The organism is Paenibacillus sp. JT31N17, from assembly GCF_056269255.1.
Genome location: NZ_JBWDNP010000019.1, coordinates 56,988 through 70,008 on the forward strand (window position 1 = coordinate 56,988; position 13,021 = coordinate 70,008).

The 13,021-nt window shown below is 50.4% G+C and carries 11 protein-coding genes; 1 reads left to right on the plus strand and 10 read right to left on the minus strand.

Annotated features, from left to right (window positions below):
• Window positions 1-7: 7 nt before the first annotated feature.
• The 9 genes from AC0YOB_RS33725 to AC0YOB_RS33765 form a co-directional block, all read right to left on the minus strand.
• Window positions 8-1,159: a Gfo/Idh/MocA family protein gene (locus AC0YOB_RS33725; RefSeq protein WP_475796511.1), complete on the minus strand. Its 1,152-nt coding sequence runs from the start codon at window positions 1,157-1,159 to the stop codon at window positions 8-10.
• 29 nt (window positions 1,160-1,188) lie between these two features.
• A complete protein-coding gene (locus AC0YOB_RS33730) occupies window positions 1,189-2,982 on the minus strand; it encodes a glycoside hydrolase family 35 protein (protein WP_475796512.1) in 1,794 nt (597 codons plus the stop codon).
• Window positions 2,983-2,988: 6 nt separating this feature from the next.
• The gene (locus tag AC0YOB_RS33735) at window positions 2,989-3,771 is read right to left on the minus strand and encodes a response regulator (protein WP_475796513.1); all 783 of its coding nucleotides are present in this window, start codon (window positions 3,769-3,771) and stop codon (window positions 2,989-2,991) included.
• An 18-nt stretch (window positions 3,772-3,789) separates the two neighbouring features.
• Entirely contained in the window at window positions 3,790-5,580 is a 1,791-nt protein-coding gene (locus AC0YOB_RS33740; RefSeq protein ID WP_475796514.1) for a cache domain-containing sensor histidine kinase, read from the minus strand.
• 97 nt (window positions 5,581-5,677) lie between these two features.
• Complete coding sequence (locus tag AC0YOB_RS33745; RefSeq protein ID WP_475796515.1) at window positions 5,678-6,511, minus strand: carbohydrate ABC transporter permease; 834 nt, start codon at window positions 6,509-6,511, stop codon at window positions 5,678-5,680.
• A complete protein-coding gene (locus tag AC0YOB_RS33750) occupies window positions 6,511-7,398 on the minus strand; it encodes a carbohydrate ABC transporter permease (protein WP_475796516.1) in 888 nt (295 codons plus the stop codon). Before AC0YOB_RS33750 ends, AC0YOB_RS33745 begins: the two co-directional genes overlap by 1 nt.
• A 124-nt stretch (window positions 7,399-7,522) precedes the next feature.
• Complete coding sequence (locus tag AC0YOB_RS33755) at window positions 7,523-8,869, minus strand: ABC transporter substrate-binding protein (RefSeq protein ID WP_475796517.1); 1,347 nt, start codon at window positions 8,867-8,869, stop codon at window positions 7,523-7,525.
• Between the two features lie 885 nt (window positions 8,870-9,754).
• Complete coding sequence (locus AC0YOB_RS33760; RefSeq protein WP_475796518.1) at window positions 9,755-9,979, minus strand: hypothetical protein; 225 nt, start codon at window positions 9,977-9,979, stop codon at window positions 9,755-9,757.
• A gap of 57 nt (window positions 9,980-10,036) precedes the next feature.
• Complete coding sequence (locus AC0YOB_RS33765) at window positions 10,037-11,209, minus strand: sn-glycerol-1-phosphate dehydrogenase (RefSeq protein ID WP_475796519.1); 1,173 nt, start codon at window positions 11,207-11,209, stop codon at window positions 10,037-10,039.
• 231 nt (window positions 11,210-11,440) lie between these two features.
• On the opposite strand from AC0YOB_RS33765, the gene AC0YOB_RS33770 reads away from it, so the two are divergent.
• Window positions 11,441-12,442, plus strand: coding sequence for a lipoate--protein ligase (locus AC0YOB_RS33770; protein WP_475796566.1), 1,002 nt, complete (start codon window positions 11,441-11,443; stop codon window positions 12,440-12,442).
• A 345-nt stretch (window positions 12,443-12,787) separates the two neighbouring features.
• Here the strand turns inward: AC0YOB_RS33770 and AC0YOB_RS33775 are convergent, their stop codons facing one another.
• On the minus strand, window positions 12,788-13,021 hold the full coding sequence (locus AC0YOB_RS33775; protein ID WP_475796520.1) for a group II intron maturase-specific domain-containing protein: 234 nt from the start codon (window positions 13,019-13,021) through the stop codon (window positions 12,788-12,790).

Below are 13,021 nucleotides of genomic sequence, written 5' to 3' on the forward strand. Positions count from 1 at the left end.
CCCCCTTCTAATGTTCCAATATGACGCTTTGGAAGCTGCGGGTACGAGCGGATTGCTCGGCTATGAGACACAGCAGGGCGCTGCTGATTCCCGCCTCCAATGGGGTTTGCGATTGCTCCACCCCTTGCATTACGCGGATGAAATTCAGCGCCAAGGCCGAATCTCCACCAAAATGGGGCAGCTTCGCCGCAGCCAGCTTATAGTTTTCCACTCTCGGCGTATGATGCATATGCACCTTCACCTCGTCCTGATACCAGTCAAATTCCACAGTGCCCTTGTATCCGATCAGTCTGGCTCCCCGCAGGGCGGCGGATTTGCGCGAATAGAAGTTTTGCGAATAGACGGCATGCATGCCTGTTTCATAACGGATCATGATGCTGGCTGAATCATGGTTGCCTGTATCCTCGGCAAATGCGCACATCTCCCCGGTAATCTCCTCCTGGTTGTAATGCTTCAGCACATGAGGGCTTTCCGGACAGGTCTCCCATTCGCCGCAATCCCTGCAAAACAAGCCGGCAGGCTTGCTTCCCTTGAATACCCGCTTGGACTCCATGGCGCTGACCTCAATAGGCCGAAGTCCCGTCAAATAATTGAGATAGTCCAGATCATGGGTCGCCTTCTGCAGAAACAGCCCGCCTGTCTCCGTTTCATCTCGATACCAGCTGTGATAATATACGCTTCCATACGGCACATTATTAACGGCCTGTATATGCTCGATCGCGCCCAGCTTGCCGGAATCAATAATCTCCTTGACCAGCTTCACAATCGGCGTGGAGCGCAGCGGGAAGGAAACGACAACCTCGCTGTCCGATGCCTGCGCAGCCGCGCGCAGCTTCTTCAGATCCTCCAGCGTGATCGCCACCGGTTTCTCCAGAAACAACGGAATATTGTTCTCCAATACCTTCGCTGCCATCGCGGTATGCAGCGTGCAGCGTGTTCCGATCATGACGCCATCAAGCTTTTCCGCTGCCAGCATCTCATCTGCATCCGTATACAGGGCGATGCGGGTTACATCCAGGCCTTTTGCCGTGAGGAGCGCACTTGCTTTCGCCAGATCAATGTCCGCAACAGCCGCAAGCTCTGCCCCCAGCTCCAATTCCAGCAATCGGTTCAAAAAATAATCCATTCTTGTCCCGTATCCGATAATTCCGATTCTCAAAGCTCCCTCACTCTCCTTTCTGCCCCCTTCTAATGAAGCTCCGGGTAATCCTGCAAAGTGACCACCGGCTCCCTGACATCCTGCAGCTCGAAAATGACAAGCTCATTCTCGCCTGCCACAAGCAGAGGTCCCGGTACATATAACGTCCGTTGAGGTCCTTTATCCCAATACCGGCCAAGATTAAACCCGTTGATATACGCGATTCCCTTGGTCCATCCGGCAAGCTTCAGAAAAGTATCTCCGCGCTCCTCAACCAGGAATTTCGCACGATAAAAACGCGGGCCGCTTGCAGTCACATTACTGCTGGCATGCTCCGCCGCGTCGGCTTCAACCATAACCGGTTTATAAATAAGAGCGGACAAATCCTTTAACGGCAGCGGCTGAATGCTCCAGTTGAACAGGAACTGATTATACTGCTGCGTGCCTGCTTTGACACCTTCCGTGATTCCCTTGCGGTCCTTCATCTTTGCGCCATAGTTGATCCGACCCATATTCTCCACGAGCAGACCCAACAGAGCGCCTTCTGCCGGAATGTCCAGCTTCACGGAATTGGCGCCCCATCTCTCGATGACGCCCTTGTATTCCTTGTTCAAATAAACAAGCGCCCGGTCATGAACATCCTGCACAATGATTTCGCAGCCGCTTCTGGGACCGGAAATAAATGTTTCATACCAGATAAAACCGTAGTCCTGACCGAGCTGCTCCATCGTCTGCGGGTAGGCACTGCCGACCGCTTCGCCGAGCCGCGGGAGTGATTCAAATAAAGCCGCCTGCTCCGTCATCCGGATCGGCCCGTAGCTGCGCTTCGCCGGCTGAGCCGGAACTTCGGTCTCCGGCGGTTCGACATATCGCAGGATAACCTCGCGTATCGCTTTATATTTATCCGTTATATCTCCCGATTCCGAGAGCATGGCATTGTAATCATAGCTCGTCACAGTCGGTTCATAGAAGTCGATATGATTGGCGCCATTATAGAAGCCGAAGTTCGTCCCGCCATGAAACATATAGAAATTGACGGACGCTCCCGATTTCAGAATACGGTCCAGCACATCCGCCACCTCATCATGTCCCCGGACATGATGCTCATCTCCCCAATGATCGAACCAGCCGTTCCAGTATTCCATGCAGAACACCGGCTTGTCCTGCTGGTATTCCGCAAGCTTCGCGAAGGCCTGCTCCGGTTTGGAGCCAAAATTAAGCGTTGCCAGCACATCCGGCAGCAGCGTGCCGCCCTGCAGCATGAAATCCTCGGGGCCATCCGATGTGAACAGCAGCACATCGATGCCGCGGTCGATCATGCCCTTGCGCAAATAACTCAAATAGGCAGCATCATTGCCGTAGCTGCCGTATTCGTTCTCAATTTGCATGGCGATAACCGGTCCGCTGTTCGTGCAGAGCAGAGGCTTCAAGATCGGCAGCAGCACATCATAATAAGCGTCAACCTTATCCAGGAAAGGCTGGTAGCTGCAGCGCAGCATCATATCCTTGTCCTGCAGCAGCCATGACGGCAAGCCCCCGAACTCCCATTCCGCGCATATATATGGACTTGGCCGCACGATGACATGCAGTCCCGCTTCCTCCGCCAACCGGATGAAACGGACAAGATCGGCCATGCCCTCGAAGCAGAAGCGGCCTTCCTGCGGCTCGTGGATATTCCAGGCAACATAGGTCTCAACAGCATTGAAACCGCAGGCCTTGAGCTTCAATAACCGGTCCTGCCAATATTCGGGCACAATCCGAAAATAATGCATGGCTCCGCTGATGATCCGCAGCGGTTTTCCATCGTACATAAATTGATTGCCAACAGCTGTAAACAAGGCCACTTTACGCTACTCCCCTTCAACCGGCAGGACATCATGATCCCTGAATTCCCTCGGGGTCAAGCCGGTCATTTTCTTGAACAGCTTCTGAAAATAGATTTTATCGCCGTATCCGGCCAAATGGGCGATCTCATATACTTTAAGTCCCGGATGATCCAGCAAAAATTGCTTCGCCTTGTCGATGCGCACCCGGTTGATGTAATCGGTGATGGTCTCGCCCGTACCGAGACTGAAGATCTTGCTCAGATAGCTTGCGTTGAAGCCGACCTTCTGAGCGATATATTTCAACTCGAGATTGCGGTTATATTCTTTTTCAATCAATCGTTTGATCTGTTCGACCGCCCCGTTCTCAATCCCTGAAGCGGCATAACCGGGAGATGGAATCCTCTTATCGGAGCCTCCCCTTTCAGCCTGCTTCTTCTGCTCGCATAAACCGAGCAGCCGGAACACCTCGCTTTTATCCATCGGCTTGAGCAGATAATCCGCCGCCCCGCCGCGAAGCGATTGCCTGGCATATTCAAAGTCGTTATAGCCGCTCAATACAATGATAAACGCTTCCGGCATTTTGGATTTTGCCTGTTCGATGAACCTCAGGCCGTCCATGACCGGCATCTCAATATCCGTAATGATGACATCAAGCTCCCCCTGCTTCATCTCCGACATGCCGACCAGAGCTTCAAGACCGTTGGAATAAGAACCGGCAATATGGAGCTCGCCTGGATATTTGGATAATATTTTCTCAATGCCAATACGAATGCGCTCCTCATCGTCCACAACCATCACATTCAACATATCTGGTCCCCCCGCTCGTCAGTTGAGATCCTTGCTTGATGAACCAGGCAGACGCAGGGTCACGATGGTGCCGATCTCTTCTCTGCTGTCGACCTTCAGACCGTAACGCTCGCCGAATTGAAGCTTGATGCGTTCATTGATATTGCGCAGACCGATGCCCCGTCCCGAATCAATCAATTGGACGCCTGAAATATGATCCCTGAGAATTTTTAACGCCTGTTCGTTCATCCCTGCCCCGTCGTCGGACAGATGAATCACGATGTCCTCGCCGTCATGAGCTGCTGCGATTTGAATCGTTCCGGATTCCGGCTTGTCTCTGAAGGCATGATGAATCGCGTTCTCAATGATGGGCTGGAATATCAGCTTGATGCAGGGCAGCGCATAAATATCTTCGGGAATATGAATAATCAGCTTGTATCTGTCGGCGAACCTCATATTCTGGAGCGCCACATAGTTTTGCAGATGGTCGATTTCTTCCCTGATCGTGACACTGCGGTTGGCGTGATTGACCCCGTAACGAAGGAGCTTGCCCAGAATATAGGTCATCTCGGATACTTCATCGTCATCATTGACCTCCGCCGTCATGCGGATCATTTCAAGCGTATTATAAATGAAATGCGGGTTAATCTGGCTTTGCAGCGCAATCAGCTCCGCTTCCTTCTTCCTTGCCTGGGTAAACTCCACCTCTTCGATCAGGGTCTGGACGCGGGAAACCATCATATTGAAATGGCGGCCCAGCATCCCGACCTCATCGCTGTATTTCAGATTAAAGCTGACATCGAGGTTGCCGCGCTGAACCTCCTGCATGAGCAGCTTGATTTTGCGCAGGGGACGCGTAAGGGCGAACGAGATGGCAATCGCAATAAACAGGGCAAAGGCGATAAACGCTGCTGTTATCGTCAATGTGAAATTCCGTGTTACCGATGCCTGCCGGGTCACTTCCTCCAGCGGAATATAGACGAGCATTTTCCAATGGGTCAGATTGGAGATGACGTACGTGCAGATATAGGGCTCGCCATCCATTTGGATTTGAAAAGACCCCTTATCGTCGACTGCCCGCCTGATGCTCTCGTCGCTCGAGATATTATGCGTGATCAGCTTCCTCTCGCTGTCGAACACGACCACATTATTCTCGTCCACAAGCAGCGTTTTTCCCTTGGTCACATCATCCGCACTCTCAATCTGGCGGCTGATCGCGCTTATATTCGTATCGAATACGATATAGCCGACCGGCTCCATATCCCATGTGCCTTTCAGCTCGCGGATGACGGAGAAGGCGTAATAAGTGGTGGGGGAGCGGTCCGAGGCGACTTCCTGTGTGCTCACAAGCTCCGGCCGGCCGTCGCCCTCTGCGGCTATCTTCTCCCAGACGGATTTCACTTCGTCAAAATTGCTTCGTTTGCCGCCGGATTTGATATTATAGAACACATTGCCATAGCGGTCGAACACATAGACGGATACGGTATCGGGTTTGATCTTGTTCAGATTGGCCACATATAAGTCCAGGGACCGCTGCTTGTCCAGTTCTACGCCCGGCTGAGACAGCCACCGCAAGAATACCTCATTATAAAGGGGCATCGCTGACATATTATAGAGATCGGTCACGTAATCATCCAGCTTTGTCATCATTTTGGACGTGATTTCGGCAGCATACGCTTCCGTGTTGGTCTGGATGGAACGCGAGTAGGAATAATAAGAAGCGTAGCTGACCAGAATGATCGGCAGGGAAACCAGAAACAGGAACACAATCAGCAGCTTCTGCTGCATGCTCAGATTGGCGAAAGCGATCCAGCTTTTATCCACTCTCATCTTCCATTTTCCCCTGAACGGACTGCGCATGCCCTGTTCCCCCCTAAGCTGAATTCCAGGGCATGAGCACAATACTCCTGCCCTTTGGAAATACTGCTTATTTTACAGCACCGCTCACGATACCCGCAAACACATATTTTTGAAAGAACAGATACAGAACAATGATCGGAACCATAATCATTAATATGGCCGCTGACATAAGTTCCCACTCCGTGCTCCGCTCGGACGAAAAGTTCATCAGGCTGGTCGAGACGACCGCCAGCTTCTGATCCGGCATATACAGAAACGGAATAAACATATCGTTATAGATGTTGATCGTCTTGATAATGACGACAGTCGCCGTCGCCGGAGCAAGCAGCGGGAAGATGATGGTCCGGTAGATTTTGAACAGCGAAGCGCCTTCCATCATTGCGCTTTCATCCAGCTCGGCCGGTATATTGCGGATAAACTGCAGATAGATGAAGATTTGCAGCACATCGGTGCCCAGATGCAAAATAATCGAAGCGAACAGCGTGTTGAACAAATGCAGATTGTTAATGACCGTGAACGTCGCCACCTGCGTCGTAATCATTGGGATAAAGGAGACCGCGATGTAGGCGCCAAATATTACTTTTTTCAGCTTGAAATCGAAGCGTCCCAGAATATAGGCAACCATGGTACCGAGCGCCACGTTGCCGATGACCGCCACAACAATAATAAACAGCGTGTTGAGATAAGCGCGGTCCAGATTGGCCCGCTCCAGCACCGTCATAAAATTATCGAAGTTGAAGAAATTTTTCGGCAGCTGGAATACGCTCGTCTGCGTAAATTCCTCTTTGGTCTTGAAGGCATTAAGAACGAGAATATACGGCGGGAAGAAGATCAGGAACACAGCCACCCAGATACAGGCGTGCTTGATCAGGGCCATCGGTTGAAATCGTCTGCTGCTCATTACTTCTCCCACCTCCGGATAACGGCTCTTTGAACGCCCAGAATCACAATAACAGCCACGATCAAACTCACACTCATGGCTGAGGCCAGCCCGAAATTATTAAACGAGAAAGCCGTATCAACGGTTTTTGTCACATAGGTGTCGCTTGCGCCCAGCGGACCGCCCTTGGTCAGCAGGAACGGCAGATCGAACACTTCAAGCGCGCCAATAATCGTCAGGAACAAGTTCAGCTCAATGACTCTCACCATATTCGGCAGAATAATATGCCAGATAATCTGCAGGCGCGAAGCGCCGTCGATTCGTGAAGCTTCAATAATATCGGAAGGAATGGACTGCAGTGCTGCCAGGTAAATGACCATATTGAAGCCCATGAATTTCCATAATGTAATAAATCCAAGCACATGGTTGACGAATTTCACCGACCCGAACCAGCTGATCGCCCAGTCATCGAGCCCAATGGCATGCAATAAAGTGTTAAGCGAGCCATATTCGGAATTAAATACATAATTGAACATGTACGCAACTGCCACGCCATTCATAATATAAGGCATAAACAAGATCACCCGGTAGACATTGCGCCCGCGCAGCTTGGAATTCAGCAGCAGGGCGAAGCATAAACCAAGCGCATTCTGGAGCAGCCCCCACAGCAGATAGACAAAGTTATGCAGAAAAACAGACAGTATTTCCTTATTATGAAACAGCTCATTGAAATTGCTGAAGCCTGCCCAGGTTTTCTCCGGGCTGTATCCATCCCAGGTCATCATGCTCATATAAAACAGATAAATAGCCGGATACAGCGAAAAAACCGCAAGCAGCGCCAAGGGAAGGATCAGAAACGCAACGATAATGATCGTTCTTTGATGCTTGTAGGATAAAGTTTTGATCATTCTCACTCCTCTTTCTCGCAGATAGCCCGGTTTGCGAGGAAAAAACAAAATGGATTATCCGCCTGGACCGATAATCCATTTTGTCTGTTCTAGCCGTTAACCAAACCATCCATCTGCAAGCCGCTTATTTATTCAGCGCAGCCTTGGCCGCAGCCCACTTCTTGTTATAGCCGTCGAATACCTCTTTCATATCCTTGACGACCACCTCCTGAATGAATTTAAACGGATCGAACTGCGTTTTCTGCTCGATTGCCGTAACATCCGCGCTAACGGGCTCCGCTTCCATCATCGTCGGATTATAGCTCATAAACTGCGTGATTTGCGGCAGATCCTGCTGCTTGTCCTTGATTGGCGAAATAATCATATGGTCAGCATAATCGCCGGATTCTTCCAGCATGAATTTAACGAACGCTTTGGCAGCTGCCTTGTTTTTGCTGTTCTTGCTGACGGCGTATGCCCAGTCATTGCGCATCATGCCTTTGTAAGTACCGCTGTTGTCATAAGGCAGCGGCACAAATCCGATATCCTCCAGCGGCAACCCGTTGGTGATCAGGGAAGAGAAGAGCCAGTTCCCGATATACATCATCGCTGTTTTGCCGGTTGCCAGGTCTTTTTGGGTTTGATCCCAGCTTGCGGAGTAGACATCTTTCTCCAAATATCCTTTGTCGTTCATTTGTTTCAGAATGCCAAGTCCTTGTCCATATGCGCCGTCTACTGTAAATGGTGCATCCGATTTTAATTTATCATTGCGCAGCTTCGTGCTTCCATAAATGAATTCAGCCGGATCAGTCCAGTATTGAAGCGTCCAGGCATCCTTGAATGCGGTGGCCATCGGTACAATTCCAGCCGCCTTCAGCTTTTCGGAATCAGCCATCAGCTCATCGAGCGTTTTTGGCGGTTCTGTGATGCCCGCTTTTTCAAAAGCGTTCTTGTTATAAACCAGTCCATTGATGGCTACCTGCTGGGAAATCCCGTAAAGCTTGCCCTCGTACGAGCTGAAATCCTTAAAGTAGATATTGTCCTTCAATCCCAGATCGTCAAGCGGCTCGTAGAACTTAGGCAGATCCTCCTGCTTCGTCTCAACCAGCGACAACACGTCCGGCAGCTCATTCGCCGCCATACGTACGCGGATCGTTTGCTCGTAATCCTTCAGACCTTCAATCTTCACATCCGTGATGCCAGGGTATTTCTCTTTGAACTTCTCTACATACTTCTTGAGATCCGTGTCGACCAATTCGGTTCTGTGCGTCGCCCACGTAATTTCGCCTTTGATTTCTTCGTCGCCGGAAGCGGCATTGCCGCCTGCGGCTGCGTCATCGCCCGGAGCCGCGTTGTCGCCCTCTGCCGTGTTGCCTGCATTTTTTGCTGCCGTGTTGCCCCCTGTGCTGCCATTGTTCGCGTTGCTGCCGCACCCTGCCAAGAGTGCCATGATCAAAGTCAGCAGCAATACATAAGACGCTGTTTTCTTCATGTCCGATTCCTCCAGTCCATATAAGCGTTATCGCTTACATAAATATTATGTTAATTAACATAACATTAAAATGGTTATATATTGTTTTTATTGTCTGCATTTTGTTTGTTATAAATATATTCGTGTTTATTATCACAAAAAGAATCAAGCCCATTTACTATGTCATATTTCATAACATAATAAATTGAATTTATTGGTAACTGCAGGTAAAGAGATGTTGTGTTCTATCAGTTATCTGTACCGCAGACAACTGTCTATGAGGCAAGTGTACAATCATCTGGTTGTACTCGAACATAGAATATACAGAAAACCAATCCTAACCATGAAGGGAGTTTGAACCATGTCGACTAATCATGGTAATCCATGTGAAGACCAATGCTGTCCTCCACTGCCTGCGATCTTTGATCCACCGCAATATATTGTGAACGACTACTACCATCCGCAGGTACAGCCTGTTATTCACCAGATTGAAGTCATTAATCAGCATCACTGCGTGCCTGTACCTCAGCATATGTACACTTATAGCGAAAAAGATATCATGTGCAGAGTATCCAGCAAACGCAAATCCGTAAAAAAACACAGCAAAAAACGCAGCAGATAAATAGTCATTGCGGGAGCAGCCTGCTGCTTATGCTGAATTATTCCCATCACATTTACCATTAGAGCGAAAAGCCTCCAGCGCACTTTCAAAGTGCTCCAGGAGGCTTTTTTTGGTATGCAATGGCTGTAATTATCCTGCTAAAAACCGCAACCGGGGGAGGAAGCTGGCGTGCTGCGCTCCCTCTATTTGCTGCAGCAGCCATTGTCCCAGTGCCATAGTGCAAACGCGAGCTGCCATTGCGCGAGCTTGCCATTACGCGAGCTTGCCATTATGCGAGCTTGCCATTACGCGAGCTTGCCATTACGCGAGCTTGCCATTACGCGAGCTTGCCATTGCGCGAGCTTGCCATTATGCGAGCTTGCCATTATGCGAGCTTGCCATTGCGCGAGCTTGCCATTGCGCGAGCTTGCCATTGCGCGAGCTTGCCATTGCGCGAGCTTGCCATTGCGCGAGCTTGCCATTCCGCGAGCTTGCCATTGCGCGAGCTTGCCATTGCGCGAGCTTGCCATTACGGGCAGCACCGTCTGGTGCTGCCCGTATTATAATGAGGCTCCAGCCTGCTTTCCTTATTGTCCAGCTTGCGGATATTCACTGATTGCACGCAGAAGCGTGTGCCGGTTCAAGCGGACGCGATACGCTTCCCGCTTGCTCCGCTCCAGCAGCTGCGGATCGAGACCAAGCTCAGCGATTGTGGAAGGTCCTCCGACCGTCTGCAGCAGTCGGCGAATTTCAGCCTCATCCGGGAGCTTCGCAAGCTCGGGGCTGATCTCGTTCCATCCTGTCACCGTCTGCGCTTGTTGTCCGGCAGCGAATTTATGATACAATGCCGTAATTTCAGCGCAGGCTACTCCAACCTTCGCGCCGTGGAGAAGCTGCCTTTTACCGGTTTGGATATACTCCATTTCCCAATAGTGGGACAGATGATGCTCCGCTCCCGAAGCGGGATGCGACTGCCCGAACAACAGCATCGCCAATCCCGAATCGATGAGCGCCTCAATCAGAACGCGAATTCCTTTCTCTGTCCGGTTCCCGATCTCTCCGGCATGCCGGACACAGGCTTCCAGCGCCTCTTCCGTGATGTCGGCAACAAGCGTCGAATAAGGCTCGTCTGCGGTAATTTTGCCTACCTTCCAGTCGAACAGCGAGGTGTATTTGCCCAGCATATCTCCGAATCCTGCAGCAACCATCTTCCCTGGCGCTGCGCGCAAAATATCCAGATCGGCAAAAATCGCCACAGGCCCGATTGCCGGGACCGTTATTTTTTCGCCGCGGATGATGATCGGCGCGCCTTTGGAGGTAAAGCCGTCTACAGACGGAGCCGTCGGGACGGATACGAAAGGCAGCTTCGTCGTATATGCGGCGTATCTGGCTATATCATGCAGCGTCCCGCTGCCGGCAGCCAGAACCAGATCAGCAGCAGTGCGCTGAATGTCGAGAATCAGCTGGATGATGGATGCTTCATCGGCAATCACATCTCCCTGCTGGTCGGGCTTGATCAATGTGACAGCCGCCGTCAAACCAAGCTGCTGCAAATTGTCTGCTAGCTGCTGTCCTGCTATCCGGTATGTATTATCATCTGCCACTATGACGATATTTCTGTATCCGTTATCAACAATATAAGGAGCCGCCTGCGCCATGGCACCGGCTTCAATAAGAATGGGGTCGGGAAATAACCCTTCCCCGTTTGCGAAGCCCATTTGCCTGGCGGCATGCTTGATTTTAACCATGGAATCACTCATATTATATCTCCTCTGCAGGGTTCAGTATTTTCTTAATTATAACGAACTCTTCTCACAAACCCTATCATTTCCTTCAAAATCTTCAATTGATTAAGGAGCGAGATTCAAAATAAGTATTCTGCTTATATAAAATCATGTCCACATGAGTTTGACTTTCCCCCTCTTCCTTGCTCTAATGGAAGAACAACCAATCACCATTCACCATTCACCTATAGGGAGGTCCCCATCATGATGCTTTTTCTGGATAACCGGGGTATAACGGATCCCGCGTTCAATCTCGCGCTGGAGGAATATTCGCTGCGCAATCTGCCGATGGACGACAGCTATTTGCTTTTCTATATCAATGAGCCGTCGATAATTATAGGTAAGAACCAGAATACTGTGGAGGAAATCAATGCGGAATATGTCAGTGAACAAGGAATCCATGTCGTAAGGCGACTATCCGGAGGGGGAGCCGTTTATCATGACCTTGGCAATCTGAACTACAGCTTCATTACCAAGGATGACGGCAGCTCCTTTCATAATTTCGCCAAGTTCACCCAGCCCGTAATCGATGCGCTGCATAAGCTTGGCGTCAACGCAGTGCTGACCGGACGCAACGACATCCAGGTGGGAGAACGCAAAATTTCCGGGAATGCCCAATTTGCCTCGAAGGGTCGACTATTCACTCATGGGACACTGCTTTTTAATTCTGCGATGGAAAATGTAGCATTAGCCCTGCGGGTCAAATCGATTAAAATCGAGTCCAAAGGGACCAAATCGGTCCGTGGCCGGGTGGCCAATATCTCTGAATTTCTCGAGCAGCCTATGACAACCGGGCAATTCCGCTCCGCCCTGCTGCGGGAGCTGTTTCATTGTGAGCCTGAGGATGTGCCCGAATACCGCTTCAGTGACGAGGATTGGTCGGCTGCCCAGCGGCTGGCGGACGAGCGTTACCGCAGCTGGGACTGGAATTACGGCCGTTCGCCCAAATCCAACATTCAGAATATCCGCAAATTCGCCTCAGGCATCATCGATGTCCGCCTTGACGTGGAGAGCGGCCGGATAAAAGGCATCAAGATATTCGGTGACTTTTTTGGCGCCTATGATGTTGCGGAGGTTGAACAACTGCTAACAGGCATTCCTTATGATGAAGCATCCATCCGCCAAGCACTTGCATCTGTCGAGCTCAGCCGCTATTTCGGCGCCTTAACCCTTGATGAACTGACAAGTCTGCTGCTGCCCCAGGATTAGAGAAGATTGCATAGCTGCAATTTTCCGGATGCCGCATATTTAACAACGGGTAACTTCATTTTGTACAAGCGGCCGTAAATAGCTTTTTCGAACACTCATAAGGATCTGTCGAAAAACCGGATCTCGCCGCCCTCAGGCGGCAAAGTCGGCTTCTTCGCTCACAAGGTCAGAAAACAGCTGTGAGACTATATAATTTCTACATGTCAAACAGGAACGACCGTATGCCATCCTTCGAGCCATATGCTAGAGTAAGGGACTGAATAATTTCAGCCCCTCCTCATCAAACCGTACGTGAGGTTTTCCCTCATACGGCTTTCCGATGTTCGTCATTCATGTGCATGCGATTTACGCAAGCGCCTTTAATCTATGCATGTGGCTAAGTAACTTCACTTCTTGTTCGGAACTGCGCCAGTTGCTACGTTGGCGCTTCTTAGCGTACCACTTCGTTAACCGTTGCCGAATGTACCAATCTAGCTTCGTCATCCACTTCGTGCTGTACGGCGTCGCATAATAGTTCTTCCAGCCTTGTATTCTCAGGTTGAGCCATCTCACGTGTTCTTCGAACGAAACGTGCCGCAT

Bases quoted from the DNA above. Each gene is read 5' to 3' on its own strand.
- AC0YOB_RS33765 (WP_475796519.1), bottom strand. From the start codon at position 11,209: ATGAGTGATTCCATGGTTAAAATCAAGCATGCCGCCAGGCAAATGGGC.
- AC0YOB_RS33770 (WP_475796566.1), top strand. From the start codon at position 11,441: ATGCTTTTTCTGGATAACCGGGGTATAACGGATCCCGCGTTCAATCTC.
- AC0YOB_RS33735 (WP_475796513.1), bottom strand. From the start codon at position 3,771: ATGTTGAATGTGATGGTTGTGGACGATGAGGAGCGCATTCGTATTGGC.
- AC0YOB_RS33775 (WP_475796520.1), bottom strand. From the start codon at position 13,021: ATGCGGCACGTTTCGTTCGAAGAACACGTGAGATGGCTCAACCTGAGA.
- AC0YOB_RS33750 (WP_475796516.1), bottom strand. From the start codon at position 7,398: ATGATCAAAACTTTATCCTACAAGCATCAAAGAACGATCATTATCGTT.
- AC0YOB_RS33745 (WP_475796515.1), bottom strand. From the start codon at position 6,511: ATGAGCAGCAGACGATTTCAACCGATGGCCCTGATCAAGCACGCCTGT.
- AC0YOB_RS33755 (WP_475796517.1), bottom strand. From the start codon at position 8,869: ATGAAGAAAACAGCGTCTTATGTATTGCTGCTGACTTTGATCATGGCA.
- AC0YOB_RS33740 (WP_475796514.1), bottom strand. From the start codon at position 5,580: ATGAGAGTGGATAAAAGCTGGATCGCTTTCGCCAATCTGAGCATGCAG.
- AC0YOB_RS33760 (WP_475796518.1), bottom strand. From the start codon at position 9,979: ATGGCAAGCTCGCGCAATGGCAAGCTCGCGCAATGGCAAGCTCGCGGA.